Below are 26,799 nucleotides of genomic sequence, written 5' to 3' on the forward strand. Positions count from 1 at the left end.
ATCGTCGGTCCAGCCATGGAGGCTCAGGCATGAGTTCGCACGCGTCACCCCCTTCCCGAACCCGCGGACTTTCCCGTGGCCTGCGACGTGCGCTGCTGGCCACAACTGTCGGAATCCTCGGCATCGTCTCCACGCAGACGATGCCACTCCCGGCCGACGCGGCCGCGTCCACGCTGGCCGCGGCGGCCCAGCGGAGCGGGCGATACTTCGGCACCGCGATCAGCGCCGGCAAGCTCGGCGACTCGGCGTACACCGCGATCGCGAACCGTGAGTTTGACATGATCACCGCCGAGAACGAGATGAAGATCGACGCCACCGAGCCGAGGCGGGGCCAGTTCACCTTCACCGGCGGCGACCGCATCCACGACTGGGCGGTGCAGAACGGCAAGCGGGTGCGCGGACACACCCTGCTCTGGCACCCCGGCCAGCCGGCCTGGATGCAGTCGCTCTCGGGCAGCGGCCTTCGTCAGGCGATGATCGACCACATCAACGGCGTGATGAACCACTACAAGGGCAAGATCTACGCCTGGGACGTGGTGAACGAGGCCTTCGCCGACGGTAACTCCGGCAGCCGGCGCGACTCCAACTTCCAGCGCACCGGCAACGACTGGATCGAGGTCGCCTTCCGCACCGCGCGGGCCGCCGACCCGGCCGCCAAGCTCTGCTACAACGACTACAACATCGACAACTGGAGCTGGGCCAAGACCCAGGCCGTCTACAACATGGTCCGTGACTTCAAGGCGCGCGGCGTGCCGATCGACTGCGTCGGCCTGCAGGCCCACTTCAACAGCGGCAGCCCGTACAACAGCAATTTCCGCACCACCATCTCCAGCTTCGCCGCCCTGGGTGTGGACGTGCAGATCACCGAGCTGGACATCCAGGGTGCCCCCGCGCAGACCTACGCCGCGGTGGTCAACGACTGTCTGGCGGTGGCGCGCTGCACCGGCATCACCGTGTGGGGGGTGCGCGACCAGGACTCCTGGCGTTCGAGTGACACCCCGCTGCTGTTCAGCGGCAGTGACAAGAAGCCGGCCTACAACGCCGTCCTGGACGCGCTCAACGCCGCGAGCCCGAACCTCGACCCCACCCCGACACCCACGCCGACCCCCAGGATCGGCGAGTGTTCGGCGACGATGCGGACGAACAACGTCTGGCCGGGTGGCTTCCGGTCGACGGTGACGGTGAGCGCAGGCAGCGCGCCGATCAACGGGTGGACCGTGCGGTGGACCTGGCCGGGCGGGCAGGGCATCAGCAGCCTGTGGAGCGGCGAGCACACCGTATCCGGCTCCAACGTGACCGTCCGCAACGTCGACTACAACGGTTCCGTCGCGGCGGGAGCCTCGACCACCTTCGGCTTCATCGCTCACGGCACGGCGGTCACCCCGTCGATCACCTGCGACGGCCTGACGGGATGAACCCCGGCCCGGCGGCGAGAGCACGCCTTCACCGGAGACGAAACCGTTTCAATGGTCACGCGCCGTACCCCGCGAACAATGAAATGGTTCAATCGAATCGCGAAGGATGGCATTTTTTGAGAGCTTGATGTGGATATGAGCTGTATGCGCCGGAGATAGGTTCATCGGGTCGCCCCACCCATTGGTCATGAGCATCGACGCAGTCCATCAGTCGATACGCATAAGCGGCGAACTGGTTGGTAACGGGCTACAGTGTGCGATGTCGCATTCTGTATAGACGGCCGCGTCGGTACAGTCGCATCTTCGAGGAGCATCAATGGCCGATTCCATCAACCGATTAAGTGCGCAGGCGGCCGATGCCAATGCGCCCGGCGCGCGAATCGACCCGACGATCCCTCATCCGGCACGCATATATGACTATCTCCTGGGCGGCAAAGACCACTTCGCCGCCGACCGCGAGGTGGGGGAGCAACTCGTCAAACTCTCACCCGGCACGCGGGAAGGGGTACGCGCCCATCGGGCGTTTCTCGGCCGAGGCGTACGCCATCTGGCCGCCGACGCCAAAATCACCCAGTTTCTGGACATCGGCACCGGCATCCCCACGCAGGGGAACACCCACGAGATCGCTCAGCAGGTCAACCCAGCAGCTCGCGTGGCGTATGTGGACAACGATCCCATCGTCCTGGTGCATGGGCGCGCTCTGCTGGCGAGCAGCGAAGAAGGTATGACCACGGTGATCGAGGCCGATCTGCGGGATCCGGACCGGATCCTGTCGCATCCCGAGATCACCGAAGTCATCGACTTCACCCGGCCGGTGGCGCTCATCTTGGCCGGTGTCCTGCACTTCATCACCGAGGAAGAAAGGCCCCACGAGCTGGTCGAGCGATACAAGGCCGCCGTCCCCTCGGGCAGCCAACTGCTGCTGTCGCACGTCACGCTCGACTTCGCACCGAAGGGGCCAGAAGAGCAGTTCACCAAGCCCTTCGACAAGGGGGCGGCGCCCATGGTCCCGCGAAGCCACGCGCAGGTGACGGAATTCTTCCAAGGCTGGACGATGGCGGCTCCCGGACTCGTCGAAGTGGTCACCTGGCGACCGGACGAGGACGAATACCAAGAACCGATTCCCGGCGGCGGCCACGCGTGGGCCTACGGTGGCCTGGCCGTAAAACCGTAAGACCTCGCGGGCGGTCACCTCGAACGACCGCCCGCCCATCGACCCACGCCGCCATCTGCCGACCGTCGTTCTGGACGCTTTCTGCCGTTGGCGTGTTCGGAGGCGAGAGCCGGGATGGCTCTGCCGGTCAGTCGAACCGGCCCGACTTCACGGCGGACAGGAAAGCACCCCATTCGCCCGGAGAGAGGACGAGGGCCGGGGCGGTGGGGTTTTTGCTGTCGCGGATGGCGATGGTTCGGGGGAGGTTGGCGACTTCGACGCAGTTTCCGCCGCTTCCGCCGCTGAGGGAGCTCTTCTTCCAGGTGGCGTTGGAGAGGTCGGGGCCGGTCAGGTCTGTTGCTTCCATTGGTCCCTCGCTTCTTTGATCATTTCTAGCGACAGGCTGGAACGAAGTGCTTCTGCCCGAAGCCGGTCATATCTGTCCCATACGGTGGTTACCAGATTGTGCTCCGCTGACACTTCGCCTTCGCCGGCAGACTCTATGGAGACGGCGGTCGGTGCGTCCGGCATTTGGGCGAGTACGAATCCGGACATCAGGCCCGCAGTGCAGAAGGTGTCGTGAGGGACGAGTTGCACTTTCACGTTCTGCCGACCGGCGACGGTAGCGAGATGGTCGAGCTGTTCGTACATGACCTCCCGGCCTCCGATGGGGCGACGGAGGATCCACTCGTCGAGAAGCGCCCACAGCATGGGTGGACCGTCCTTTGTGAGGATGATTTGCCGTCGCATGCGGGCGCTGACCTGGTCTTCGACCTCCTGTTCCGAGGTGGCCAAGTCGCCGCGGAATACGGCTCGCGCGTAGTTCTCCGTCTGGAGCAGGCCGGGGACCAGGAGCGGGTCCCAGCAGCGCAGCACGCGGGCGCGGGGCTCGATCTCCTCGGACCATCTGACGTACCAGCGTGGCCCGGTGGGGGCGGTGATGTTTCGGCAGAGATGGGTGAAGTGGTCGTCCGTCTTGAAGAGCTCGTCGCAGCGGGCCGCCATGTCGAGGCCGGGCTTCCGGTTGCCGGTCTCGATGTGTCCGATGAGCGATGTCGAGACGCCCAGGTGGATGCCGAGCCGCTCCTGTGACAGGCCCGCCTCCCTGCGGGCTCGGCCGAGCTCGCGGCCGAAGCGTTGGGCCGGGGTCAGATGTGGGTCGAAGCCGTTTCCCATGTCATCACTCCAACGTTTCGATGACGCCGGCCGTCGAATAAATGACAAATTACTACACCGGGTGTAGGGGTTAGTCGTTCATTTGTCGGCCGATTCTTTCTGTAACGGCAGCCTAACTCTGCGCACTCTATGGTGCCAAGCTTTTATCCGGACGATGTCAAAGAACTAAATGGACAATTCGCCCGGTTAGCGGAGACATTGTGACAGGCGAATTTATGACGTCTGGCACCTCGCAGGAATGGCGGTGGTCCAATGGGTGCCGAAGCGGTTCCCGTGCTCGGTCTGCTGGGCAGTGTCGAGCTGCCAGGGGTGGCCGAGTCGGTCGGTGCGGCCCGGCGATATGTCAGGGACGTGCTGGAGAACTCGGGGCGACGGGATACCTATGACGCCGAGCTTCTGGTCAGCGAGCTGGTGTCGAACGCGGTGAGGCACTCCGAGTCGGGACGCGTCGGCGGACTGGTGACGGTCGTGGTCGCGAACTGCGGTGAGACCATCCAGATAGCGGTGGCAGACAAGGGCTCCGCCACCTGCGCACCCGAGATCCCGGCCGAGCCGGACGAGGAGGCCGAGGGAGGCCGTGGGCTCTGGCTGGTGAGCGAGGTGGCCCTGGCCTGGGGTTGGCACGAGGGCGCGGCGGGCCGGATCGTCTGGTTCCGACTGGCGCGGCGGTGACCGGGGGACCGGGCGAGATCGCCATCCTCGTCGCCAGGTACGGCAGGTACTGGCTCATCTCAGAGGCGGCTGAAGGCGGATATCACGCGGTACGCCGACACAGCCTGTCCGAGGAGAGCGGCCTGTCCAACGTACTGTGCGCGGCCACTCTCGGTGAAATGGCGCGTCGCCTGGCGGCCGAGAACGAACGTGAGAATCGGCTGCCGGCACAATGACCCGAGAAGCGGCAGGGGAAACCGGTGTGGGCGGGTTCTTCTCCGGCTCCGGTCGCGGTTCTTCGCACGCAGATGAGGCGACAGGCGCGGCGAATTGCGATCAACGATCGTTCGAATTTCCGAGGAGGATTCCGAGAACGCCGATCATCGCCTGCCGGATTCAATCCGCCCCGAGAAAAGGCGAGACCCCCGAGAGGCCGGCCTGGATTCCGGAAAACGGAAGCCGGGCCGGTCACGCGGGGGTGGCGTGGGGCGCCGCCGTGATGGTGGAAACCCCGGGAAGCCAGGAAGCCCAGGAAATCGGTTACGAGACCTTGGCGGAAGGAGCCGTCCAGGTCTTGCAGGATCCGGGGTTGGCGGTGGAGTAACCCCGCTTGGTCCAGTGGACGAGGTTGGCGCTCTTGCCGAAGTAACGGGGCTTGCCCTTGGGGTCGGCCTCGGCCTTGGCGAGGTCCAACAGACGGCGGGCGTCCTTGGCAGGGTAGCCGAGGGCGGACCACATGCTCCTCGCGGTCACTCCGCCCAGACACTTCGCCTGCAGGTTGAAGCGGCGGAGCTGCTCCAGGATCTCGTCGCCGTTGTCGGCGTGCAGGGCGTTGTAGCCCTCGGTGATGTCGACCAGGCTCAGCACGTGCTCGGCGTAGGCGGAACTCAACTCCGCGAAGATCGGGACGTCGTCGGAAGATTTGATCCAGTCGGGACGGATATGCACGGAGAGGAAGGTCCCGAAGCAGTGGACCACCTCCGACTTGGCGGGATTCATTTTGGCCCCGAAGCAGTAGCGCTCGTACTTCTTCTCCAGGGTGGTTCCGTACATCTCCACCTTGGGCGCTACGAACGACAGGTCGGCCTGCTTCAAGTAGGGGCCCCAGGTGTCGTTCATGCAGGTGACGAGCGCTTTGACGTGCCTCTTCACCGAGGCGAGGCTCTTGCCCTTGGCGGGTTTCCTCGCGCAGCTCGCGGCGGGGAGCTTGCCGGCGGAGTAAAGGGGGTTGCCGGTCAGGAGCGGGGCGTCCTCGACCGGATATGCGAAGGCGGTGGCCGTACCTGGGAAAAGCAGAATGAAGGCGACGGCCATCGCCATGATCGTGCGGATTTTCATAGTCACCGACATTAGGGCATATAGCAGCACTTGATCAGCTAATTTACTGCATATCTGGGCAAGCTAGACAATGCCTCGCGCCTGGCTTCCCTACGCCGGTTGGACCCGACTGGCGGACGAAAACCTGGTGTCACCCCGGCAGGGTGGGAAGCCGGGGGACGGGATCGAGGCGGAGATAGCGGCTCACGGCGGCCAGAGCCTGGTGGGCATCGTCGAAGACCTGCTGGGTGACGGATTCTCCGAAACCCTCGTGAGGGTGGCCGAAACCGATCCAGGCTTCGGCCGTGGTGCGGCCACGAGAGATCCGCTCCGTGTACGCGCCCGGCTTGAGCTCCCCGAAAACAGTGAGCTTCTGCAGTCCGGCGGGACGCCACCACGCGAGCCAGGCCGATGCCTCGTTGACGGCCAGGACGAGGCGTTCCGCCACGTCCGCGTAGATGGCGTCGTGCGGCAGGCTTCGGTCGCCGATGCTCCAGTACGCCTGCAACCACTGCCTCTTCTGACCGGAGAAGTCCGGCACGAACGGGGCGGGCGGGTCCTGTGGCTCCCCGTGGAGAGCTTTACGGTAGGGCTCCAGGTGCTCCAGGAACACCTGCCAGTCCCCGGCCCGGACTTCGCCGAGCCAGTTGTCCCGCGAACGGGTGGCCAGAGCGAACGCGGCTACGGCCGGCCGCCGCAGGCTCTCGGAGACGATGAAGGGGATGCGGTCCAGCCAGTGATGGGCGGCCTCGTCTGGGGCGATGCCGGAGATCCGGGCGGCGACCAGGCACGCGAACGCCAGGGCCTCCTCCACTGCGCCCTCCTCGACGTACTCCTCGTTGTCGCGGACGAACGCGTCAAGCGCCTCCGCCATCGCCGCGGCGACGTCGTCCTCCCCCTCCAGGTCCGCGATGGCGTCGGAGGCATCGTCACTGTCGAAGGGCTCCCCGAAGAGAGGGGGCCGGTCGTCCATGCCATAGATTCCTTCCCGGGGGTTGGGCGATCATCGTACGTGCCGATCGCGCGCCGGCCCGGCGATGGGAGCCCGGGAGCGGGCTACGAGACCGTGCTGGAACGACGGAGGATTCACGACATCGACGACTGGCTCGCTGACTCCGAGCGTCACACCCTCCTGCTCACCCTCACGTGCCGAGCCAGGCGAGGGCTGCGACGGTCAGGGCGCTGACACCGGTGTCCAGGGTGGGCTGTATGACGGGGGCGAAGGTGGGGCTGTGGTTGACCGGGATGTCCTGGGCGACGGTGCCGTTCCTGGCGGCCTGGGCGTACCGGGCGGGGTCGATGCCGCCGATGCCCCAGTAGGTGAACGGCGCGCCGAACGCTTTAGGGATCTCGCTCATGTCCTCGCTGGCGGTCTGCAGGTCGATGGTGTGCGCGTCGTCGCCGAAGTGGGCGGCGAATGCCTCGGCGACGCGCCGGGTCGGGGCCTCATCGTTGACCGTGGGCGGGAAGGTGGCGATCTTCTCGATCTCGGGTGCTTTCGGCGACCCGGACGCCTCGCACTCAGCCCTGACGATCCGCTCGATCGCGTGCAGGACCTGGGTGCGCGAGGCGTCGTCGTAGGTGCGGACGTTGAGCTGGATGACGGCGCTGTCGGGGATGACGTTGAAGCCGGTGCCGGTGTGGAGGCTGCCCACGGTGACGACGGCGGGGGTGGTGGCGGCCAGTTCCCGGGAGACGATGGCCTGCAGGCGCACGACGATCATCGCGGCCAGCACCACGGGGTCCACCGCGGCTTGGGGCATGGAGCCGTGCGCGCCCCGGCCGTGGACGGTGACGCGCAGGCTGTCCGCGGCCGACAGGAACGATCCGGAGCGGGTGCCGACATAGCCGGCCGGATAGGGCAGGACGTGTTGGGCGAGTATCACGTCGGGTCGGGGCGATGTGGACGTCAGACCGTCGTTGATCATGGCATCGGCGCCGTCGCCGTTCTCCTCCGAGGGCTGGAAGAGCGCCACGAAGGTGCCCCGCCAGGCATCCTTGGCCTGGGCCATCAGCCGTGCGCAGCCGATCAGGCAGGTCACGTGCACATCGTGCCCGCAGGCGTGCGTAACCGGCTGCTCGGTGCCGTCGTCGCCGGTCACGGTGACCGTGGAGGCGTAGGGCAGGCCGGTCTGCTCGCGTACCGGAAGGGCGTCCATGTCGGCGCGGGCCATGACGATCGGGCCCTCGCCGTTGGCCAGAATCCCGATCACGCCGGTGCCGCCGACGCCGTCGACGACCTCATAGCCGAGGTCCCGCAAGGCGTCGGACGCCTTCTTCGCCGTGCGGTGCTCCCGCAGGCCGAGTTCGGGGTGTCCGTGCAGGTCCCTGTAGAGGTCCTCCAGGCCGGAGCGGATGCCGTCGAGGCCGGTCAGTACGGTGTGGGCACGGTTGGGCATCAGATACCTCCAGCGTGGAGTCCCCCGGCTTCAGCTGTGGGGAGGAGGTCATGAGGACTCCTTGCGCGACTGGGACTTTCCCCCGCGGCGGTAGCGGCGTCGCATCAGCGTGACCAGTTTGGAGTGGGGCTGCCAGTTCAGGCCGTTGGGCAGGTTCCAGCCGTAGTGCACGGCGGTGATCCGGAAGAGCAGGGCCAAGGCGATGCCCAGGCCGATGCCGATCTTGGGGATGCCGAGGTACGAGCAGAGCACCGTGACTGCGGCGACCGCCAGGGCGACGGTGGCGTACAGGCCGTTGCCGCCGAACACGGCGGGTATCCGGCCGAGCATGACGTCGCGCAGGGCGCCGCCGCCGACGGCGGTGAGGCTGCCCAGCAGGATGGCCGGGAGCCAGCCCAGGCCGACCGCCAGCGTCTTCTGGGCGCCCGCGACCGCCCAGAATCCGATCACCGCGGCGTCGAGCGCGGTGAACAGCCGGTTCCAGGACTGTTCGCTGACACGGATGAGGAAGGCGATCACGATACCGGCGAAGGAGGTCAGCAGGTAGGCGTAGTCGGTCAGGGCGACCGGTGTGCCGTGCTGCAGCAGCACGTCCCGCATCACGCCTCCGCCCAGGCCGGAGACCATGCCGACTACCAAGAACCCGAACAGGTCCAAGCCGACCGTACGGGCCACGGCGCCACCGAGCAGCGCGCACGAGAAGACGCCGGCGAGGTCCAGGTAACGCGTCGCAATATCAACCCCGACAAAAGTCGAAGAAGTCGACATTGCAGACACAATGGACATGGGACGAGCCTACTCCGTCGGTCCGCCGCGGCAGCTGGTCGACCTTGCGTCTGTGATGTCGCTTCAATCAGGGCCCCGTGGAGGTCGCCGATGGCCTGGGCCACCTCGGAGATCTCGTGGGAGCGGGCTACGAGACCTTGCCGGCAGGAGCGGTCCAGGTCTTGCATGACCCGGGGGTGGCGGTGGAGTAGTCCCGCTTGGTCCAGTAGACGAGGTTGGTGCCCTTGCCGAGATGGCGGATCTTGCTCTTGGCGGCGTCCGGCTTGGCCCCGAAGCGGTAGCGCTCGGACTTCGCCTCCAGAGCGGTCCCGTACGTCTCCACCACGGGCGGCACGAACGACAGCCTTCTTCAGGTAGGGGCGCCAGGTGTCGTTCATGCAGGTGATGAGCGCGTTGACGTGCTTCTTGACCGAGGCGAGGCTGCTGCCCTTGGCGGGTTTCCCGGCGCACTTCGCGACGGGGAGCCTGCCGACGGTGTAGAGGGGGTTGCCGGTCAGGAGCGGGGCGTCCTCGACCGGATATGCCGAGGCGGTGGCCGTACCGGGGAAGAGCAGAACGGAGACGGCTGTCGCCGCCATGATCGTGCGAATTTTCATGGTCATTAGGTCATATAGCTGTATTCGGTAAGCCGCCGGGGTCCGATGGGAGATCGAACACGCTTCCCCTGGCATCGCCGAGCCGGACGGACCCTCCGGAACGCGAAACGGCCGGGCCCGGATGAGGGGGCCCGGCCGCGTGCGTGAAAGGTCAGAACCAGCCGCGCCGCTGGGCCATGGCCTGCAGGCCGGCGCGCAGCGACTGCTCGACCTGGCCGGGGTGGTCGTTGTAGTGGACGGTGAAGCGGCTGTAGGTGTCGTGGCTGGAGGACAGGAAGCCGCCGCGCTTGTCGGCCTCCAGGATGACGTCCATCGCCTGGGGGCCGGAGATGAAGGTGAGCTCAAGCTCGTTGAAGTGGCGGTGGTACTCGCCGCCGGCGTAGTACTCGATCTCCTGGAAGAACGGCATCCGCGAGCCGTGCAGGGTGCCCCGCTCCAGGTCGGCCTTCTTGAAGCGGAAGCCCATCCGGTCCAGCGCGCCGAGCAGGTGGTCCTGGGCGGGCAGCGGGTTGACGAACAGCGGGTCGAGGTCACCCTTGTCGAGCGCGCCGGCGAGGGCGAGCTCGGTGGAGACGCCGAGCTTCATACCGTGCAGCGGGTGGCCGCCGACGGCGCTGATCGGGGTCTCCCAGGGGACCTGGATCTGGAAGGGGGCCGACTGCGGGGCGCCCGCGGCGAGGTGGAACGGCCCGGTGATCTGCTGGCGCAGGAAGCTGTACGTCGACTTGTACTCGCTGTCGCCGCTCTCGACCTCGACGACGGCGGTGAAGTCGATGAAGATGCCCTCCACCTTGTAGTCGGAGCCGCCTCCGCGGAAGTTGACCTGCCCGCGCAGGACCTCGCCGGGCCGCACGTGCGAGTTCTGCAGCACGGTGTCGACCTCGACACCGGCGCCGAACGCGGCCATCAGCTTACGGAACACCATCTGGACTCCTGGGGTCTGGAGAATTTCTCATCAGGGGGTTTGACTCTGTGGCTTGGTCTGGCCGTTGCCGCTGCTCAGCTCGGGCAGGATCTGGGCCAGAAGCATGGTGGACAGTACGGAGGGGTCGCCGGAGGCGCCGGAGGTGCGGACGACGACGGGACGCGGGGCGCTGTCGGCGAGTTTGGCGCCCACGTCGAGCCTGCGGCGGGCCAGCTCGTACTGGAGCACCGCGCGGTTGTCGCGGTAGGAGTCGGCGAGCCTGCGCAGCCCCTTCGCCTCGTTCTCGGCGGAGGTGAGCTCGGCCCGGCCCTTCGCCTCGATCTCCCAGCGCACCCGCTGCGCCTCGGTCTCGTGCTCCTCCAGCATGCGGGCCACGTCCTTACGCGCGGTGTTGGCGGCTGCTCTGACCTCGACGATACGCGCGTCCCGCGTCTTTTTGGAACGTTCGATCTCCATCAGCAGGGTGTCGATCCTGCGCTTGCGGGTGAGCTCCCACTCGCGCTCGAACGCCGACAGCTCCTTGGCGACCTTCTCGCGGGTGGCGAGGTGCTGCTGGTACTGGTCGGGCAACTGCACGTCGGGGATGTTGGCGCCGGTGATGCGCACGCCGTACCGGCCGAGCTGGCGGGTGAGGAGCTCCTGCATGTCGCCGACGTCGGAGCCGCGCAGGTCGTAGGCGCGCTCGGTGTTCACCCGGCGGCTGCGCTGGCGGATGGCGTCCTGTACGGCGCTGCTGAGCACCAGGTCGAAGTTGCCGGCGCCGATCGTACGGACGAAGGCGACAGGGTCGACGATGCGGAACTTCAGGAAGAACTCGATCGACTTGAGCGGGACGTTCTCCGCCGTCGGGCAGGCGACGATCGGCGCGGAGTAGGGGATCTCGGTGGAGGTGTCGACCACCGCGTCCACCCGGTCCCACGGCAGCCACAGGTAGTGGCGCCCGGGGGGCAGCGTGCCGACGATGGCGCCCCACCGGCTGCGCACGCCGGTGGTGCCCTCCTCGATCTCGATGATCGCCCGGCGCCACAGCCACACCAGTGCCGCGATCAGTGAGAACACCGCTCCGATCGCGGCGAGGAAGGAGAGCGCCCCTCCGGCGAACGCCGCCGTACCGGCGAGGTACAGGGAGAAGAAGAGCAGCGTCACCCAGGCGAAGCCGCGGCGGTCCTTGGGGATCACCACGGGGACCAGCTGGCCGGACTCGCCGCCGCGCAGCAGCTGGCGGATCTCCGACCAGGAGGCGAGGGATTCCTTGATCTTGGAGAACTCTCTGCCGCTCATCAGACCTCATCTTCCTGCGCGACGCGTCCCGCGACGGGGACGGGGATGGGGACGGTGGTGTCGGCGGGCGGGTTGAGAAGGGAGCTGATCTCCGCCCCGCGCCTCTCGACACGGTCGCCGATCTCGATCATCCGTGCCCTGATCGCGGCCATGTCCGCCTGGGAGAACAGCTGGGCCTCGGGGTTGCCGACCAACTGCCTGGCGAGGGCGAGCAGGTCGATGTCGACGGTGTCGCCGACCTGCACCAGGCGGGGCAGGTGCGAGGCGACGGACTCCAGCTTGTCGAGCAGGTCCTGCTGGAAGCGGTAGTCGAGGATCTCCGGCGCCTCGGCGGCGCTCAGCGAGCGGATGTCCAGCGCCTGGGCCTCAAGCAGCGCCGCGTTCGCCTTCGCGATGGACTCCGCCTCCACCAGCCGCTGGCCGCCCTGGGCCTTGGCCTGGTGGGAGGCACGCTCCAACGCGGTGTCGATCCTGGCCTGGTGCCCGGCGATCTCGGCGTGGATGGCCGACAGCTGCTCCTGCAGCCCGGCGAGCTCCCTGATCAGGTCGCCCTCGTTCTGCTCCTTGCGCAGCTGCAGCTCGTACTCGTAGGTGTACGCCTCCTTCGCGACCCTGATCATCTCGGGGGCCGCCAGGTCCATCCGGTACTCCTGGCTGGAGGGCTCGGCGTGCGTGATGTTGACGTCGGTGAGGCGCACGGCGGGCATGAACTGCTGGTTGAGGTTGTCCAGCATGCCCATGGTGCTCTCGCCCACCAGGTCGTAGATCTCCTCGGCGCGCTGGGCGTAGATGAGGGAGCGGGTGACCTCGCTGACGGCGTTCTGCAGCTTGGCCTGAAAACCGCTCACCGAGCCGAGCACGAAGATGAACTCGGCGGGGTTCTCGATCCGGAACTGCAGGAACAGGTCGACGCTCGCCTTGACGCCCTGCTGGGTGGGGGCCTCGCGGATGGGGGCGTTGAAGGGATACTCACGGGTGGTGTTGACGATGTAGCTGACCCGCTTCCACGGGTTGAACAGCGTCACCCGGCCGGGCTCGGCGATGGTCACGAGCTTGCCGAACTTCGTGATCAGGGCCTTGCAGCCCTCGGGCACCATGACCACGCTCCTGCGCCACCACAGGAACGCCGCGGCGAGCACCAGCACGGCCCAGTAGTGCGGGCCGAACAGCACGCGGAAGGCGTCGGGCAGCCCGGTGGCGACGAGCCCGACCAGGCCGAGCCCGGCCAGCACGACGAGCGGGACGACCACCCTGGCGGTGGTGCTCTTGGGGATGACCACGGGGGAGATGACGTGGACCGGCTCCCCGGCGGGGCCCCTGCCGCTGAAGCTCTGGTTGACGATCTCCCCGGCCTCGTTGAGCGCGGCGCTGCGGGCCTCGATGATCGTGCCCATGGAGGATCCCTGATCACGGGCGGCCATGAAGTCGGAGGGGTCGAGGGAGAAGCTCCCGTCACCGGCGGACCTGGTGCCTCTGGCCTGCCCCTGTCCGGCCACCTGCTCGGCCACCTGCCCGGCGTACTGCCCCGCGGACTGGCCGGCGTACTGCCCCACGGCCTGCCCGACCATCTGGCGTACGTCGCCCCCCTGTCCTATGGTTTGCGCCGCGGCTCTCGCGTACTGCATGGCTTCTCTTGGGCGGGACATCACACCTCCAGGTTCGGGATACGTCGAGAGCTCGATATATCACGCTTTGTGATCGTTGGCACGCGGGACAGTAAAGGGGATCCGACTTGCGGATCGCTTGCCACGCGGTTGACACCTGCCCACTCGTACGTGGACCTGTGAGGAAGAATTGTCGGTCACGCCGCCTACAGTGGGACAGGTGAGGCCGGTAACAGATTTGCAGCGCAGGGTGGCACCCTTCGAGGTCGTCACCGACATGACCCCCTCGGGCGACCAGCCCGCCGCGATCGCCGAGCTCGAACGGCGCGTCAAGGCCGGTGACAGGGACAACGTCCTGCTGGGTGCCACGGGCACGGGCAAGACCGCCACCGTCGCCTGGCTGATCGAGCGCCTCCAGCGGCCCACCCTGGTCATCCAGCCCAACAAGACGCTCGCCGCCCAGTTCGCCAACGAGCTGCGCGAGATGATGCCCAACAACGCGGTCGAATACTTCGTCTCCTACTACGACTACTACCAGCCCGAGGCGTACGTCCCGCAGAGTGACACCTACATCGAGAAGGACTCCTCGATCAACGAGGAGGTCGAGCGGCTGCGCCACTCGGCGACCAACTCGCTGCTGACCCGCCGAGACACGGTCGTGGTGGCCTCCGTCTCCTGCATCTACGGCCTCGGCACCCCGCAGGAGTACGTCGACCGCATGGTGAGGCTCAAGGTCGGCCAGGAGATCGACCGCGACACCCTGCTGCGCCGCCTGGTCGACATGCAGTACACCCGCAACGACATGGCCTTCACCCGGGGCACCTTCCGGGTGCGCGGCGACACCGTCGAGATCATCCCCAAGTACGAGGAGCTCGCCGTCCGGATCGAGATGTTCGGCGACGAGATCGAGAAGCTCGCGACCATGCACCCGCTCACCGGCGAGGTCATCACCGAGGACACCGAGCTCTACATCTTCCCCGCCTCCCACTACGTCGCGGGCGCCGAGCGGATGGAGAGCGCGATCCGGGGCATCGAGGCCGAGCTCGCCGAGACCCTGGAGACGATGGAGCGCCAGGGCAAGCTCCTGGAGGCCCAGCGGCTGCGCATGCGCACCACCTACGACCTGGAGATGATGCGCCAGATCGGCACCTGCTCCGGCATCGAGAACTACTCGCGCCACATGGACGGGCGCACCCCGGGCAGCGCACCCAACACCCTGCTCGACTACTTCCCCGAAGACTTCATGCTGGTCCTGGACGAGTCCCACCAGACCGTCCCGCAGATCGGCGCGATGTACGAGGGAGACGCCTCCCGCAAGCGCACGCTCGTCGACCACGGCTTCCGCCTGCCCTCCGCGATGGACAACCGCCCGCTGAAGTGGGAGGAGTTCCTGGAGCGGATCGGACAGACGGTCTACCTGTCGGCCACCCCCGGCTCCTATGAGCTGGGCCGTTCCAAGGGCGACGTGGTCGAGCAGGTCATCCGGCCGACCGGGCTGATCGACCCCGAGGTGATCGTGAAGCCGACCAAGTCGCAGATCGACGACCTGGTCCACGAGATCCGCACCCGCACGGAGAAGGACGAGCGGGTCCTGGTCACCACGCTGACCAAGAAGATGTCGGAAGACCTCACCGACTACCTGCTGGAGCTCGGCATCCGGGTCCGCTACCTGCACAGCGAGGTCGACACCCTGCGCCGCATCGAGCTGCTGCGCGAGCTGCGGATGGGCGAGTTCGACGTGCTGGTCGGCATCAACCTGCTCCGCGAGGGCCTCGACCTGCCCGAGGTCTCGCTGGTGGCCATCCTCGACGCCGACAAGGAGGGCTTCCTGCGCTCGGAGACCTCCCTGATCCAGACCATCGGCCGCGCGGCCAGAAACGTCTCCGGCCAGGTGCACATGTACGCCGACCGGGTCACCCCCTCCATGGAGCGGGCGATCGACGAGACCAACCGCCGCCGGGCCAAGCAGATCGCCTACAACGAGGCCAACGGCATCGACCCGCAGCCGCTCCGCAAGAAGATCGCCGACATCCTCGACTCGCTCAACCGCGAGGACGCCGACACCGCCCAGCTCCTCGGCGGCAGCGGCCGTCAGCAGTCGCGCGGCAAGGCCCCCGTCCCGGGCTTCGCGGTCAAGCAGGCGGGCCAGCACGCAAGGGCGATCGCCGGAGAGATGCCCAGGGCTCAGCTGGAGGCGCTGATGGAGTCGCTCACCGAGCAGATGCACCAGGCCGCCACCGACCTGCAGTTCGAGGTCGCCGCCCGGCTCCGCGACGAGATCAAGGAGCTCAAGCGCGAGGTGCGCGACATGCGCGAGGCGGGAGTCTCCTGATTCACGAGTCTTCCGAGCCGATGAACCTTCCGAGGTCGAGATCGATGTCGACGTCGAAGCCGATGTCCGTCTTCAACCGCTCCCGGTGAATGCCCGTGGGGACGTAGGCCTTGACGGAGGGTTCCAGCTCGAAGGTGTAGACGACGGGTTTGTCGTCCTCCTGCTCCACGCGCCACAGGTGCCTGATCCCGGCGCCGGAGTATTTGATCGGCTTGGTGGTGCGGTCTCGCTCCAGCGACTCGGGAGAGACCACCTCGACCACCAGGTGCACGTCCTCAGGCTTGAACGAGGTCGTTCTCAGGCTGGTCAGGGCGGAGCTCGCCACCACCATGATGTCGGGCTCGGGTCGCTGTCTCATCCCCAGGGTCACGGTCATCTCGCGAACGATCATGAGATGAGCCGGTGGTCGTATGCCGCGTTGCTGGTCGGTCATCAGATTGACGGCGAACATGTGGAAGGCGGTCTGCGGAGGCCTCATGATGAGCGACCCGTCGATCAGTTCGACATGATGGGGTGCGTCGGGGGGAAGGTGATCGAGCATGTCGGCGGTCCACCCGCCTGCCGGCCCCGGGTAGAACCATTCGGGGAAAACAGCTGTCATCAGAACCCCTTCGGCGACACCCGAGAGCATTACCTGGCGGAGTCATTTTGCCACTCACCGTGTGCGGCGCGTGCGTCGTTCGAGATGCGGTGACCACAGGGGGAGACGGGTTTCGCCGGTGATCTGCCCGGCGGTGGTCCCCTCACGGTGAGAGCCGCAGTGAGGGGCGAAACGGGAATCCCGGAAACGTCGAACGCTCCCGCGCACGTCGGAAGTCGCCTGAGAGTGCGCTTACCGAAGCACACTCACAGGCAGCCGGAATACTCAGCGGGAGTCGTCGGGGCGGGCGCGGTTGACCATCGTGCGGTTGTAGAGCTCGTCGATCTGTTCCAGGGGGTCGGGGGCGCGGCGGCGCGCCTCGATCTCCAGGTCGGTGCGGCCCTGGATCGCGTCGATGCTCCCGGCCGAGTGCGCCATCTGGTCGTTGCGCAGGTCGGCCCTGATCCTGGCGCAGGAGGTGGTCAGCTTGGCGTGGTGCTCACGCAGGCGGTCCAGCGCCGTGTGGTCGACGTAGGGCGAGACCCGGCGTTCCTGGGCGTAGTGGGCGAGCTGGGCGTCGAGTTGCTCGGCGTGCACCGCGATCTCGGCCACGAGGTGGGGCAGGTCGCCCAGGCCCCAGCCGTCGCGCAGCGCGTGGTCGACGGCCTGGCGGGTGAGGGAGACCTCGCGCCGCAGGTCGAGGCGCATCCGCTCGGTCTCCGCGGCGTCGCCGGTGCCCATCGCCGCCACGTGATTGGCGACCCTGGTGGAGACGCTCCTCGCCTTCTTCGTGGCCTTCTTGCCGATCTTGACCAGCAGGTAGATCCCGGCCGCTCCCAGGAGAAGGAAGAACAGCAGGATCACCATCAGGACGATGAGGAAATCGCCGATCGGAGCCACCTCCCTGCGGGGACTGGACGGGATGTTTCGAGCATAGCCCGCGCCGCGATCCTCACGCGGTGCTCGAACCCTACGGAGCCGGTCGGCGCGGACGGGGGTGCCGCGCGCCCTGCGGAGGGCGTGGCGTCAACCGTGAAGGGCACCATGGCACCGTCTCTGGTGGGGATCGCGGCGTGATGTCCGGTGTGGCCCGTGACGCGGGCGCGTGGACGCGGTCTCATCGTGGGCTCGGGACGGCCGTTCGCCGTCGTCGTCGTATCCTGCGGGTCGCCCACCAGGCGAACAGCGCCAGTCCCGCCACCATCACGATGACCAGGACCGGTAGGAAGATCGCCACCAGGGCGATGCCCAGTGATCCGGCGTCCTCGACCGTGCTGGCCACGGGGGCGCCCACCCCGGCCGTGGTGGTGTTCACCACGGGTCTGGTGACCGCCTTCATGGTGTGTACGGCCAGGGCGATCGCGATCCCCAGGACCCAGCTGAGCCAGGGGTTGTGGCTCATCCAGGTCGAGCCGTCCAGCCGGGCCGCCGCCTCGGTGGCGCTGAAGACCACGCCGCCGGAGGCGGGGCGGACGACGGTCTGGATCATGTCGTTGACGCTGTCGACCACCGGGACCTTGTCGAGCACGAACTCCGCCAGGAGCAGCACGCCGATGATCCCGAGCACCCAGCCGTTGGACAGCCAGGCGAACTCCTGCGGCAGCCGTACCTGGTCGGTGAAGTTGGCGAGCAGGCCGACCACCAGCAGCGGGATGTAGGCGTTGAGCCCGGCCGCCGTGGAGAGTCCAAGGCCCGTCAGTGCCGCGAGCATCGCACCTCCGTAGTGTCTCTCTCCCCCTTCAACGGTTACCGGCCGTCGATCGATCCCGATCCGTCCCCTCGCGGGGTATCACTCCGGTCTCGGTGTCGATGCCCTCCGCCGCCCCCGAGGCCCCGAGGGCCGTGCCCTCTGTGCCCTCCGCGACCGTGCCCTCTGTGCCCTCCGCGACCCTCGTGACCTGCACGGTCCTCGCCGTTTCCACGGCGTCCACTGTTTCCGCGCTCTCCACGGTGTCCGGGTGGGGCGGCAGCCAGCCCTGGCCGGGCACGTAGTGGCGCACCACCTTGGCGGGGATGCCCGCGATCACGCTGTGGTCGGGGAACTCCCCGCGCACCACCGCCCCGCCCGCCACCACGCTCTGCCTGCCGATCCGGGTGCCGGGCAGGATGATCGCGCCGGTGCCCAGCCACGATCCCGACCCGATGGACACCGGGTTGTTGCGCGGCCACTGGCGGCCGATCGGTGCCTCGGGGTCGTCGTAGACGTGGTTCTGGTCGGTGATGTAGACGTACGGGCCGGTGAAGACGTCGTCGCCGATGTCGATCGACTGGTGGCCCACGATGTGGGTGCCCCTGCCGATGGAGCAGCTTCCGCCGATCCGTACGATCGAGTCCGGGCCCAGGTCCACCCCGGGGCCCATCCCCGCGGAGATGGAGACCCGCTCGCCGATCAGGGTGTGGTCGCCGATCTCGATCCAGGCCTCGCCGAAGATGGCTCCTGGCGGGAACGACAGGCAGGCGCCCTCGCCGAGGCGCCTGAAGCGGTATCCGGCGGGGCTGGCGGGGGTGATGGTGCCGGCCGCGCGAACCGCCGCCCAGAGCCGGTGCACGAGGCTGCCCATGGCCCGCCTTACCACACCATGAAGTGACATAACGGATCAAATTACCGCTTGGTTGGGTTTGAGAAAAATGCGGGTGGGGGGTTGTTAGGGCAGTTCGCCTGCACCGTTTGATATTCTGAGAGCCCGTGGACCTGTAGGCCATTCACAAGGGTGAGCCGACGATCTGTAACGACCACGGGAGCCTTCTTGCGCAGCGCCGCACACACCAAGCATCTGTTCGTCACCGGCGGCGTCGCCTCCAGTCTCGGGAAGGGACTGACGGCCTCCAGCCTCGGGCGCCTTCTCAAGCTGCGCGGCCTGCGGGTCACCATGCAGAAACTCGACCCCTACCTCAACGTCGACCCCGGCACCATGAACCCGTTCCAGCACGGTGAGGTGTTCGTCACCGACGACGGCGCGGAGACCGACCTCGACGTCGGCCACTACGAGCGCTTCCTCGACACCGAGCTGCACGGCTCGGCCAACGTGACCACCGGCCAGGTCTACTCCAACGTCATCGCCAAGGAGCGCCGCGGCGAGTATCTCGGCGACACCGTGCAGGTCATCCCGCACATCACCAACGAGATCAAGGACCGCATCCGGTCGATGGCCGGGCCCGACGTGGACGTGGTCATCACCGAGGTCGGCGGCACCGTGGGCGACATCGAGTCGCTGCCCTTCCTGGAGGCCGTCCGCCAGGTCCGCCACGAGGTCGGCCGTGACAACGTGTTCTTCCTCCACGTCTCGCTGCTGCCGTACATCGGGCCGAGCGGCGAGCTGAAGACCAAGCCGACCCAGCACTCGGTCGCCGCGCTGCGCAGCATCGGCATCCAGCCCGACGCGATCGTGTGCCGTTCCGACCGGCCGATCACCAACTCGCTCAAGCGCAAGATCAGCCTGATGTGCGACGTGGACGAGGACGCGGTCGTCTCCGCCATCGACGCCGCCAGCATCTACGACATCCCCAAGGTCCTGCACTCCGAGGGCCTGGACGCCTACGTGGTGCGCCGTCTGGGCCTGCCCTTCAGGGACGTCGACTGGAAGGAGTGGGAGCAGCTCCTGCGCCGGGTGCACCGCCCGGCCAACGAGGTCACGATCGCGCTCGTCGGCAAGTACATCGACCTGCCCGACGCCTACCTGTCGGTCACCGAGGCGCTGCGCGCGGGCGGCTTCGCCAACGACGCCCGCGTCAACATCCGCTGGGTGAAGAGCGACGACTGCGAGACCCCCGAGGGGGCGGCCCGCGAGCTCGACGGCGTCGACGGGGTCCTGGTCCCCGGCGGCTTCGGCGTACGCGGGATCGAGGGCAAGGTCGGCGCGATCCGGCACGTCAGGGAGAACAAGATCCCGCTGCTCGGCATCTGCCTCGGCATGCAGTGCATGGTCATCGAGGCCGCCCGCAACCTCGCGGGCATCGAGGACGCGGGAAGCACCGAGTTCGACACGGAGACCACCCACCCGGTCATCTCCACCATGGCCGACCAGGAGGACGTCGTCTCCGGCGAGCGCGACATGGGCGGCACCATGAGGCTGGGCCTCTACCCGGCCAGGCTGGGGGAGGACACGCTCGCCCGCCGGCTGTACGGCATGGCGAAGGTGGACGAGCGCCACCGTCACCGCTACGAGGTCAACAACTCCTACCGCGAGCAGCTGGAGAAGGCCGGCATGGTCTTCTCCGGCCTCTCGCCCGACGGCCGCCTGGTGGAGTACGCCGAGCTGCCCGCCGACATCCATCCCTTCTTCATCGGCACCCAGGCGCACCCGGAGTTCCGTTCCCGGCCGACCCGGGCGCATCCGCTGTTCAAGGGCCTGATCGGTGCCGCCCTCACGTACGCCGACATCCGCGGCACCGTCGCCAAGGCGGGGCGGGGAAAGTGAGCGGTTCGCGAGCGGGTGCCGGGGAGGACCGGAAGGCCCACGAGGTCGACAAAAGACAGGACATCCCGGTGGCTCAAGAGGTGAGGGACGATCTGGAGGTCGTGGACGCCTGCGAGGAATGGAAGGTCGTCTCCTCCACCGAGCACTTCCGTGCCCGTGTCATCACCGGGGTCACCGACGCGGTCGTGATGCCGGACGGAGAGGTCGTCAACCGCGACTACGTCCTCCACCCGGGCTCCGTGGCCGTCGTGGCCCTCGACGACAGGGACCGGGTCCTGCTGATCCGCCAGTACCGCCACCCCGTACGGCGGCTGCTGTGGGAGCTGCCCGCGGGGCTGCGCGACGTCGAGGGCGAGCCCCTGCGGGTCGGGGCGGCCCGCGAGCTCGCCGAGGAGGCGGGCTACCGGGCGGACACCTGGCACACGCTGGTCGACACCTTCGTCTCGCCGGGAATGAGCGACGAGCGCACCCGGATCTTCCTCGCCAGGGACGTCAGCCCCATTCCCGAAGGGGAGCTCGACTTCGTCCACCGGCATGAGGAGGCCGACATGCCGGTGGTGTGGATTCCCCTGTCCGACGCGGTTCGGCGTGCCATGGCGGGAATGATCCACAATTCCCAAGCCGTGACCGGTATTCTCGCCGCATACGCCGCTTCGGCGGATGGATTCGCCTCACTGCGGCCCGCCGACGCACCGGAGGCATGACAGGAGGACACCCTGAGCGAGACGGAGGCCGTCCTCTCCAGTTACCTCGCCCACCTGGCCGTGGAGCGGGGCCTGGCCGCCAACACCCTGGCCTCCTATCGCCGTGACCTCCTGCGATACGTGGAACATCTCAAGCGGCGCGGCCACGTCACCTTCGGCCAGATCGCCGAGGGTGACGTCGCCGCCTTCGTGGCGGCGCTCAGGGAAGGCGACGGCGAGCACCAGGCCCTCGTCGCCGCCTCGGCGGCGCGGGCCGTCTCCGCGGTGCGCGGCCTGCACCGCTTCGCGCTGAGCCAGGGAGTCTGCCGGCACGACCCGGCCCACGAGGTGCGCTCGCCGCGCCAGCTCAGGCGGCTTCCCAAGGCGATCAGCGTCCGCGACGTCGAGCGCCTGATCGCCGCCTCGGGACCGGACGGAGCCCCGCTCACACTGCGTAACCGGGCGCTGCTCGAACTGCTGTACGGCACCGGCGCGCGCATCTCCGAGGCCGTGGGGCTCGCCGTCGACGACGTCGAGCTGGGTGCCGAGGCCCGGCGGGTGTGCCTGCGCGGCAAGGGCGGACGCACCCGCCTGGTGCCGCTGGGAGGCTTCGCGGAGGAGGCGCTGCGCGCCTACCTCACCCGCGCGCGGCCCCGTATCGCCTCACACGGCCGGGGCACCTCGGGGCTCTTCCTCAACGCCAGGGGCGGGCGGCTCACCCGCCAGGGCGCCTGGGAGGTCCTTCAGGGCGCCGCCGAGCGTGGCGGGCTCGAAGGAGTGTCGCCACATATGTTGCGACATTCGTTCGCAACTCACCTCCTTGACGGGGGTGTGGACGTTAGGGTGGTTCAGGAACTACTCGGCCACGCCTCGGTGACCACCACCCAGGTCTACACGCAGGTCACGGTCGACAAGCTCCGCGAGGTCTATGCCACGGCGCATTCGCGCACGCGGGATTGACCTTGCTTATGTCCGGGCGTGCCGCCTTGCCGCATACGTGTTGACGCCATAGTGTCCGTCCGGACGGTCCGGTTAGAGGCCGTCAGGGAGGTTCGACTGGTGACTGTGACCGCCGACGGTTCTATCCGGGGAGCGACCCCGGCAAACCCCGAGAATCCCTGGGGCGACACCAAGACCGCCGGGACCCCTCGCAGTGGGGGAGTCCTCGGCCCGACCGGACGTCCCCGACCGGTCTTCCCCGACCCGCCCCCGCGCACGGTGCACGGGCCGGCGAGGGTCGTCGCCATGGTCAACCAGAAGGGCGGCGTCGGCAAGACGACCACCACCATCAACCTGGGCGCCGCGCTGGCCGAAGCCGGGCTCAAGGTCCTGCTGGTCGACTTCGACCCGCAGGGCGCCCTCTCGGTCGGCCTCGGGATCAACCCCCTCCAGCTCGACCTGACGGTCTACAACCTCCTCATGGAGCGGCAGATCACCGCAAGGGACGTGCTGCTGGAGACCGGCGTCGAGGGCATGGACCTGCTGCCCAGCAACATCGACCTGTCGGCCGCCGAGGTCCAGCTCGTCACGGAGGTCGCCCGTGAGCAGGTGCTCGGCCGGGTGATCAAACCCCTCCTGCCCGAGTACGACGTGTGCCTGATCGACTGCCAGCCCTCGCTGGGCCTGCTCACGATCAACGCGCTCGCCTGCGCGCACGGCGTCATGGTGCCGCTGGAGTGCGAGTTCTTCGCGTTGCGCGGTGTCGCGCTGCTGATGGACACCATCATCAAGGTCCAGGAGCGCATCAACGACGAGCTGGTCATCGAGGGCCTGCTCGCCACCATGTACGACGCGCGCACCCTGCACGGCCGCGAGGTGCTGGCCCGGGTCGTCGAGGCGTTCGACGACAAGGTCTACCACACGGTGATCAACCGGACGGTTCGCTTCCCCGACGCCACCGTGGCCGGTGAGCCCATCACCAGTTTCGACTCCTCCTCGCTCGGCGCCAGCGCGTACCGCGAACTGGCGAGGGAAGTCCTGGCCAGGTGGGCCGCGCTGGAGCAGTGATCTCGCCTCCGGGTGCGGGACAATGGAGGGATGACCGAGCCGCCGAAGACCGACGATGGCACCTTCAAGGTGCATCTGGAGGTCTTCGAGGGCCCCTTCGACCTCCTGCTCGGCCTGATCTCCAAGCACAAGCTGGACATCACCGAGGTCTCGCTCAGCCAGGTCACCGACGAGTTCATCTCCTACATCCGGGCGAGGGGCCCGGAGTGGGATCTGGACCAGACGAGTCACTTTCTGCTCGTCGCGGCGACCCTGCTCGATCTCAAGGCCGCGAGGCTGCTGCCCTCGGGCGAGGTCGACGACGAGGAGGACCTCGCCCTCCTGGAGGCCCGTGACCTGCTGTTCGCCCGCCTTCTGCAGTACCGGGCCTACAAGGAGGTCGTGAAGGTCTTCTCCGGCCGGATGGCCGAGGAGGCGCTGCGCTTCCCCCGTACGGTGCCGATGGAGGCCGAGTTCGCGAGCCTGCTGCCGGAGTTGATCCTCGGCATCGGCCCCGACCGCCTCGCGGAGATCGCCCGGCGGGCCTTCGCCCCCAAGGCGCCCCCGTCGGTCTCGGTGGCCCACATCTACCAACCGCTCGCCAATGTCCGCGAGCAGGCGGTTATCCTTGTCGAGCGGCTGCGGCGGTTGCGCCGGGCGACTTTCCGGGCCCTCACCTCCGACTGCGCCGGCACCTTCGAGGTCGTCGCGCGTTTCCTGGCCGTCCTGGAGCTCTACCGGGAGGCCGCCGTCTCCTTCGAGCAGGTGGAGCCTCTCGGGGAGTTGCACGTGACCTGGACCGGCAGCGACGACGGCGACGTCGCCGTGGCCGACGACTACGACGAGACCCTGAACAGCCAGAAGGAAGAGCCCGCCGATGACTGACCTGGCACCCGAGCCCGGTTCGAATGCCGGGGCGGGTCCGAGCGCTGAGGCCGGTTCGCGGGCCGAGGTCGGCCCGAGTGCCGAGCCGGACCTGCGCGCCGGGCTGGAGGCCATCCTGCTGGTGGTCGACGAGCCCGTCGCGGAGGTGACTCTCGCCCAGGTTCTGGAGCGGCCCGTCCACGAGATCAGCCGGGCGATTCGTGAGCTTTCGGCGGAATATACCGCTTCCGGGCGGGGTTTCGACCTGAGAGAGGTAGCGGGCGGCTGGCGGTTCTACACGCGGGCCGAGTGCGCGCCGCTCGTGGAGCGGTTCGTCCGCGACGGCCAGCAGACGCGCCTCACCCAGGCCGCTCTGGAGACCCTGGCCGTGGTCGCCTACCGGCAGCCGGTGAGCCGGGCCCGGGTGGCGGCCATCCGCGGTGTCAACAGCGACGGCGTCATGCGCACGCTGATGACGAGAGGGCTGGTCGAGGAGGCCGGCACCGAACCGGAGAGCCAAGCCGTGCTCTACCGGACAAGTTCGTATTTTCTCGAGCGGATGGGCCTGAGGGAGCTCGACGAGCTTCCCGAACTGGCGCCCTTCCTGCCCGACGACATGGAATCCCTAGAGGAGCAGAAGTAGTGAACGACAGGCGCAGTACCCCGTCCGGTGATGGACGCGGTCAAGGCCGTGGCGGAGCCCCGCGCGGTGGCAATCCCCGTGGGGGCTCGCAGTCCGGTGGATTCCGGGGAGGCTCCTCCCGAGGCGGATCCTCATCCGGCTCCTCCCGTGGAGGCTCCCAGGGCGGTTACCGCTCCGATGGTCCCCGTCGTGACGATCGTGGCGGTTTCCGCGCGGAGCGTGACGGTTCGCGGAGCCGGTACGAGCGGCCCTCCGGCGGCTCCCAGGGGGCTTCGCGGGGCGGTAACCGCTCCGAAGGCCCGCGCCGTGACGATCGCGGTGGCTCGCCCTCCGGTGGCTACCGTTCCGACGGTCCGCGTCGTGACGATCGTGGTGGTTCGTCCTTCGGTGGTTCGCAGGGCGGTTACCGTTCGGACGGTCCGCGTCGTGACGATCGTGGTGGTTCGTCCTTCGGTGGTTCGCAGGGCGGTTACCGTTCGGACGGTCCGCGTCGTGACGACCGCGGTGGTTTCCGCGCGGAGCGTGACGGTTCGCGGAGCCGGTACGAGCGGCCCTCCGGCGGCTCCCAGGGCGGTTACCGTTCCGACGGTCCCCGCCGCGACGACCGCGGTGGTTCGCAGAGTGGTTACCGTTCCGACGCTCCGCGCCGCGATGATCGCGGTGGTTTCCGCGCGGAGCGTGACGGTTCGCGGAGCCGGTACGAGCGGCCCTCCGGCGGCTCCCAGGGTGGTTACCGCTCCGACGCTCCCCGCCGCGACGACCGCGGCGGTTCACAGGGTGGCTACCGCTCCGACGCTCCGCGCCGCGACGATCGTGGCGGCTCGTCCTTCGGTGGTTCGCAGGGCGGTTACCGTTCCGACGGCCCGCGTCGGGACGACCGCGGTGGCTTCCGCGCGGAGCGCGACGGCTCGCGTGGCAGGCCCGACTCCGACCGTGGTCGCGGTGGTGCCCCCGCCGGTGGTTCCCGTGGCCGCTTCGGCAGGACCGGGCGCCGGGACGAGATCCAGACCATCGGCGGCAACCGCGCCGAGGCGTACGGCGAGCGCCGCGCACCCTCGGACCGGGCCGCCGACCGCGCGCCCAAGGCGAAGGCGCCGCTCAGGCCGGGGACGATCGCGAACGACCGGTTCAAGACCTCCCGTCAGCCCAAGCGCGACTCCGACTTCTACGACCGCGACTACACCGACGAGCGCGACACCACCGAGGTCCCCGACGGCATCCGGCTGCAGAAGGTGCTCGCCCAGGCGGGCGTCGCCAGCCGCCGGGCCTGCGAGGACATGATCGGCGAGGGCCGGGTGACGGTCGACGGTCAGGTGGTCCGCCGCTTCGGCGCCCGGGTCGATCCCACCAGGCAGGTCATCCACGTCGACGGCAAGCGCCTGCCGACCATGCCCGACCTGGTCTACCTCGCGATCAACAAGCCGATCGGCGTCGTCAGCACCATGTCCGACCCGGACGGCCGTCCCTCGCTGGCCGACTTCGTGGCCGACCGCACCGAGCGGTTGTTCCACGTGGGCCGCCTCGACACCGAGACCGAGGGCCTCATCCTGCTCACCAACGACGGAGAACTGGCCAACAGGCTCACCCATCCGAGCTACGGTGTCCAGAAGAAGTACTGGGCGAAGGTTCCCGGCCGGATCGAGCGCGACCTCGGCCGCCGCCTGAAGAAGGGCATCGAGCTGGAGGACGGCCTGGCCAAGGCCGACTCCTTCGCCCTGGTCCAGGAGCACGGCCAGCAGGCCCTGGTCGAGATCGTGCTGCACGAGGGGCGCAAGCACATCGTCCGGCGCATGCTGGAGGAGGTCGGGCACCCGGTCATCGACCTGGCACGCATCGAGTTCGGCCCGGTCAAGCTCGGCCGCCTCAAGCCGGGCACCGTCCGGGCACTGACCCTCACGGAAGTCGGAGAGCTCTACGCCGCCGTCGGGTTGTAGCCTTCCTGAAACATGTATTGAGACGCGCCGGATCACCCTGAGGGTGATCCGGCGCG

26 protein-coding genes are annotated in these 26,799 nt (G+C 68.1%); 12 read left to right on the forward strand and 14 right to left on the reverse strand.

Annotation, left to right across the window (positions count from 1 at the left end):
- Positions 1 to 29: 29 nt before the first annotated feature.
- Both ABT352_RS29480 and ABT352_RS29485 read left to right on the forward strand, forming a co-directional pair.
- Positions 30 to 1,415, forward strand: coding sequence for a glycoside hydrolase family 10 protein (locus tag ABT352_RS29480; RefSeq protein WP_350948211.1), 1,386 nt, complete (start codon positions 30 to 32; stop codon positions 1,413 to 1,415).
- A 316-nt stretch (positions 1,416 to 1,731) separates the two neighbouring features.
- Entirely contained in the window at positions 1,732 to 2,589 is an 858-nt protein-coding gene (locus ABT352_RS29485) for an SAM-dependent methyltransferase (RefSeq protein WP_350948212.1), read from the forward strand.
- A 127-nt stretch (positions 2,590 to 2,716) separates the two neighbouring features.
- On the opposite strand, the gene ABT352_RS29490 is transcribed toward ABT352_RS29485, so the two are convergent.
- On the reverse strand, positions 2,717 to 2,935 hold the full coding sequence (locus tag ABT352_RS29490; protein WP_350948213.1) for a DUF397 domain-containing protein: 219 nt from the start codon (positions 2,933 to 2,935) through the stop codon (positions 2,717 to 2,719).
- Entirely contained in the window at positions 2,917 to 3,744 is an 828-nt protein-coding gene (locus ABT352_RS29495; RefSeq protein ID WP_350948214.1) for a helix-turn-helix domain-containing protein, read from the reverse strand. The genes ABT352_RS29490 and ABT352_RS29495 overlap by 19 nt, the downstream gene beginning before the upstream one ends.
- A 252-nt stretch (positions 3,745 to 3,996) precedes the next feature.
- Here ABT352_RS29495 and ABT352_RS29500 point away from each other — a divergent pair, with 252 nt between their 5' ends.
- Together ABT352_RS29500 and ABT352_RS29505 are read left to right on the forward strand one after the other, a co-directional pair.
- Positions 3,997 to 4,416 carry an ATP-binding protein gene (locus tag ABT352_RS29500; protein WP_350948216.1) on the forward strand — a complete coding sequence of 140 codons (420 nt, stop codon included), beginning with the start codon at positions 3,997 to 3,999 and terminating at the stop codon, positions 4,414 to 4,416.
- The gene (locus ABT352_RS29505) at positions 4,413 to 4,631 is read left to right on the forward strand and encodes a hypothetical protein (protein ID WP_350948217.1); all 219 of its coding nucleotides are present in this window, start codon (positions 4,413 to 4,415) and stop codon (positions 4,629 to 4,631) included. Before ABT352_RS29500 ends, ABT352_RS29505 begins: the two co-directional genes overlap by 4 nt.
- 304 nt (positions 4,632 to 4,935) lie before the next feature.
- On the opposite strand, the gene ABT352_RS29510 is transcribed toward ABT352_RS29505, so the two are convergent.
- The 8 genes from ABT352_RS29510 to ABT352_RS29545 all read right to left on the reverse strand — a co-directional run bounded on the left by ABT352_RS29510 (position 4,936) and on the right by ABT352_RS29545 (position 13,324).
- Complete coding sequence (locus ABT352_RS29510) at positions 4,936 to 5,733, reverse strand: neutral zinc metallopeptidase (protein ID WP_350948218.1); 798 nt, start codon at positions 5,731 to 5,733, stop codon at positions 4,936 to 4,938.
- A gap of 130 nt (positions 5,734 to 5,863) precedes the next feature.
- Positions 5,864 to 6,685, reverse strand: a complete 822-nt coding sequence (locus ABT352_RS29515; RefSeq protein WP_350948219.1) for a DUF4259 domain-containing protein — start codon at positions 6,683 to 6,685, stop codon at positions 5,864 to 5,866.
- A 169-nt stretch (positions 6,686 to 6,854) separates the two neighbouring features.
- Entirely contained in the window at positions 6,855 to 8,111 is a 1,257-nt protein-coding gene (locus ABT352_RS29520) for an amidohydrolase (protein ID WP_350948220.1), read from the reverse strand.
- Between the two features lie 48 nt (positions 8,112 to 8,159).
- A complete protein-coding gene (locus ABT352_RS29525; protein WP_350948221.1) occupies positions 8,160 to 8,879 on the reverse strand; it encodes a trimeric intracellular cation channel family protein in 720 nt (239 codons plus the stop codon).
- A 145-nt stretch (positions 8,880 to 9,024) separates the two neighbouring features.
- Positions 9,025 to 9,231, reverse strand: a complete 207-nt coding sequence (locus tag ABT352_RS29530) for a hypothetical protein (RefSeq protein ID WP_350948222.1) — start codon at positions 9,229 to 9,231, stop codon at positions 9,025 to 9,027.
- A 413-nt stretch (positions 9,232 to 9,644) separates the two neighbouring features.
- Positions 9,645 to 10,418 carry a sporulation protein gene (locus ABT352_RS29535; protein WP_350948223.1) on the reverse strand — a complete coding sequence of 258 codons (774 nt, stop codon included), beginning with the start codon at positions 10,416 to 10,418 and terminating at the stop codon, positions 9,645 to 9,647.
- A 30-nt stretch (positions 10,419 to 10,448) separates the two neighbouring features.
- The gene (locus ABT352_RS29540; protein WP_350948224.1) at positions 10,449 to 11,699 is read right to left on the reverse strand and encodes an SPFH domain-containing protein; all 1,251 of its coding nucleotides are present in this window, start codon (positions 11,697 to 11,699) and stop codon (positions 10,449 to 10,451) included.
- Complete coding sequence (locus ABT352_RS29545) at positions 11,699 to 13,324, reverse strand: SPFH domain-containing protein (RefSeq protein ID WP_350948225.1); 1,626 nt, start codon at positions 13,322 to 13,324, stop codon at positions 11,699 to 11,701. The genes ABT352_RS29540 and ABT352_RS29545 overlap by 1 nt, the downstream gene beginning before the upstream one ends.
- A gap of 199 nt (positions 13,325 to 13,523) precedes the next feature.
- On the opposite strand from ABT352_RS29545, the gene uvrB reads away from it, so the two are divergent.
- Positions 13,524 to 15,635, forward strand: coding sequence for an excinuclease ABC subunit UvrB (uvrB, locus tag ABT352_RS29550; RefSeq protein WP_350948226.1), 2,112 nt, complete (start codon positions 13,524 to 13,526; stop codon positions 15,633 to 15,635).
- 1 nt (position 15,636) lies between these two features.
- On the opposite strand, the gene ABT352_RS29555 is transcribed toward uvrB, so the two are convergent.
- The 4 genes from ABT352_RS29555 to ABT352_RS29570 all read right to left on the reverse strand — a co-directional run bounded on the left by ABT352_RS29555 (position 15,637) and on the right by ABT352_RS29570 (position 18,776).
- Complete coding sequence (locus tag ABT352_RS29555) at positions 15,637 to 16,236, reverse strand: Uma2 family endonuclease (RefSeq protein ID WP_350948227.1); 600 nt, start codon at positions 16,234 to 16,236, stop codon at positions 15,637 to 15,639.
- A gap of 264 nt (positions 16,237 to 16,500) precedes the next feature.
- Complete coding sequence (locus ABT352_RS29560; protein WP_350948228.1) at positions 16,501 to 17,115, reverse strand: hypothetical protein; 615 nt, start codon at positions 17,113 to 17,115, stop codon at positions 16,501 to 16,503.
- Between the two features lie 217 nt (positions 17,116 to 17,332).
- Positions 17,333 to 17,926, reverse strand: coding sequence for a DUF4126 domain-containing protein (locus tag ABT352_RS29565; protein ID WP_350948229.1), 594 nt, complete (start codon positions 17,924 to 17,926; stop codon positions 17,333 to 17,335).
- 28 nt (positions 17,927 to 17,954) lie between these two features.
- A complete protein-coding gene (locus ABT352_RS29570) occupies positions 17,955 to 18,776 on the reverse strand; it encodes an acyltransferase (protein WP_350948230.1) in 822 nt (273 codons plus the stop codon).
- A 186-nt stretch (positions 18,777 to 18,962) separates the two neighbouring features.
- On the opposite strand from ABT352_RS29570, the gene pyrG reads away from it, so the two are divergent.
- The 7 genes from pyrG (at position 18,963) to ABT352_RS29605 (ending at position 26,743) form a co-directional block, all read left to right on the forward strand.
- Positions 18,963 to 20,633 (forward strand): CTP synthase, encoded by a 1,671-nt coding sequence (pyrG, locus tag ABT352_RS29575; RefSeq protein WP_350948231.1) that lies wholly within the window; start codon positions 18,963 to 18,965, stop codon positions 20,631 to 20,633.
- An 80-nt stretch (positions 20,634 to 20,713) separates the two neighbouring features.
- Positions 20,714 to 21,337, forward strand: a complete 624-nt coding sequence (locus ABT352_RS29580) for an NUDIX domain-containing protein (RefSeq protein WP_389770175.1) — start codon at positions 20,714 to 20,716, stop codon at positions 21,335 to 21,337.
- Between the two features lie 12 nt (positions 21,338 to 21,349).
- Positions 21,350 to 22,276, forward strand: a complete 927-nt coding sequence (locus ABT352_RS29585; RefSeq protein WP_350948287.1) for a tyrosine recombinase — start codon at positions 21,350 to 21,352, stop codon at positions 22,274 to 22,276.
- A 99-nt stretch (positions 22,277 to 22,375) separates the two neighbouring features.
- Entirely contained in the window at positions 22,376 to 23,323 is a 948-nt protein-coding gene (locus tag ABT352_RS29590; protein WP_350948232.1) for a ParA family protein, read from the forward strand.
- A gap of 30 nt (positions 23,324 to 23,353) precedes the next feature.
- Positions 23,354 to 24,187 carry a segregation and condensation protein A gene (locus ABT352_RS29595; RefSeq protein ID WP_350948233.1) on the forward strand — a complete coding sequence of 278 codons (834 nt, stop codon included), beginning with the start codon at positions 23,354 to 23,356 and terminating at the stop codon, positions 24,185 to 24,187.
- Complete coding sequence (gene scpB, locus ABT352_RS29600; protein WP_350948234.1) at positions 24,180 to 24,809, forward strand: SMC-Scp complex subunit ScpB; 630 nt, start codon at positions 24,180 to 24,182, stop codon at positions 24,807 to 24,809. The genes ABT352_RS29595 and scpB overlap by 8 nt, the downstream gene beginning before the upstream one ends.
- Positions 24,809 to 26,743, forward strand: a complete 1,935-nt coding sequence (locus ABT352_RS29605) for a pseudouridine synthase (protein WP_350948235.1) — start codon at positions 24,809 to 24,811, stop codon at positions 26,741 to 26,743. The genes scpB and ABT352_RS29605 overlap by 1 nt, the downstream gene beginning before the upstream one ends.
- Positions 26,744 to 26,799: the final 56 nt, after the last annotated feature.

The sequence above is a fragment of the Streptosporangium sp. NPDC000563 genome, from assembly GCF_040299985.1.
GTDB lineage: Bacteria > Actinomycetota > Actinomycetes > Streptosporangiales > Streptosporangiaceae > Streptosporangium.

Coding starts and splice junctions, on each gene's coding strand:
- ABT352_RS29570 (WP_350948230.1), bottom strand. CDS start 18,776: ATGGGCAGCCTCGTGCACCGGCTCTGGGCGGCGGTTCGCGCGGCCGGC.
- ABT352_RS29520 (WP_350948220.1), bottom strand. CDS start 8,111: ATGCCCAACCGTGCCCACACCGTACTGACCGGCCTCGACGGCATCCGC.
- ABT352_RS29540 (WP_350948224.1), bottom strand. CDS start 11,699: ATGAGCGGCAGAGAGTTCTCCAAGATCAAGGAATCCCTCGCCTCCTGG.
- ABT352_RS29595 (WP_350948233.1), top strand. CDS start 23,354: ATGACCGAGCCGCCGAAGACCGACGATGGCACCTTCAAGGTGCATCTG.
- scpB (WP_350948234.1), top strand. CDS start 24,180: ATGACTGACCTGGCACCCGAGCCCGGTTCGAATGCCGGGGCGGGTCCG.
- ABT352_RS29515 (WP_350948219.1), bottom strand. CDS start 6,685: ATGGACGACCGGCCCCCTCTCTTCGGGGAGCCCTTCGACAGTGACGAT.
- ABT352_RS29485 (WP_350948212.1), top strand. CDS start 1,732: ATGGCCGATTCCATCAACCGATTAAGTGCGCAGGCGGCCGATGCCAAT.
- ABT352_RS29545 (WP_350948225.1), bottom strand. CDS start 13,324: ATGCAGTACGCGAGAGCCGCGGCGCAAACCATAGGACAGGGGGGCGAC.
- ABT352_RS29510 (WP_350948218.1), bottom strand. CDS start 5,733: ATGAAAATCCGCACGATCATGGCGATGGCCGTCGCCTTCATTCTGCTT.
- ABT352_RS29535 (WP_350948223.1), bottom strand. CDS start 10,418: ATGGTGTTCCGTAAGCTGATGGCCGCGTTCGGCGCCGGTGTCGAGGTC.
- ABT352_RS29490 (WP_350948213.1), bottom strand. CDS start 2,935: ATGGAAGCAACAGACCTGACCGGCCCCGACCTCTCCAACGCCACCTGG.
- ABT352_RS29500 (WP_350948216.1), top strand. CDS start 3,997: ATGGGTGCCGAAGCGGTTCCCGTGCTCGGTCTGCTGGGCAGTGTCGAG.
- ABT352_RS29565 (WP_350948229.1), bottom strand. CDS start 17,926: ATGCTCGCGGCACTGACGGGCCTTGGACTCTCCACGGCGGCCGGGCTC.
- ABT352_RS29525 (WP_350948221.1), bottom strand. CDS start 8,879: ATGTCGACTTCTTCGACTTTTGTCGGGGTTGATATTGCGACGCGTTAC.
- ABT352_RS29480 (WP_350948211.1), top strand. CDS start 30: ATGAGTTCGCACGCGTCACCCCCTTCCCGAACCCGCGGACTTTCCCGT.
- ABT352_RS29495 (WP_350948214.1), bottom strand. CDS start 3,744: ATGGGAAACGGCTTCGACCCACATCTGACCCCGGCCCAACGCTTCGGC.
- ABT352_RS29555 (WP_350948227.1), bottom strand. CDS start 16,236: ATGACAGCTGTTTTCCCCGAATGGTTCTACCCGGGGCCGGCAGGCGGG.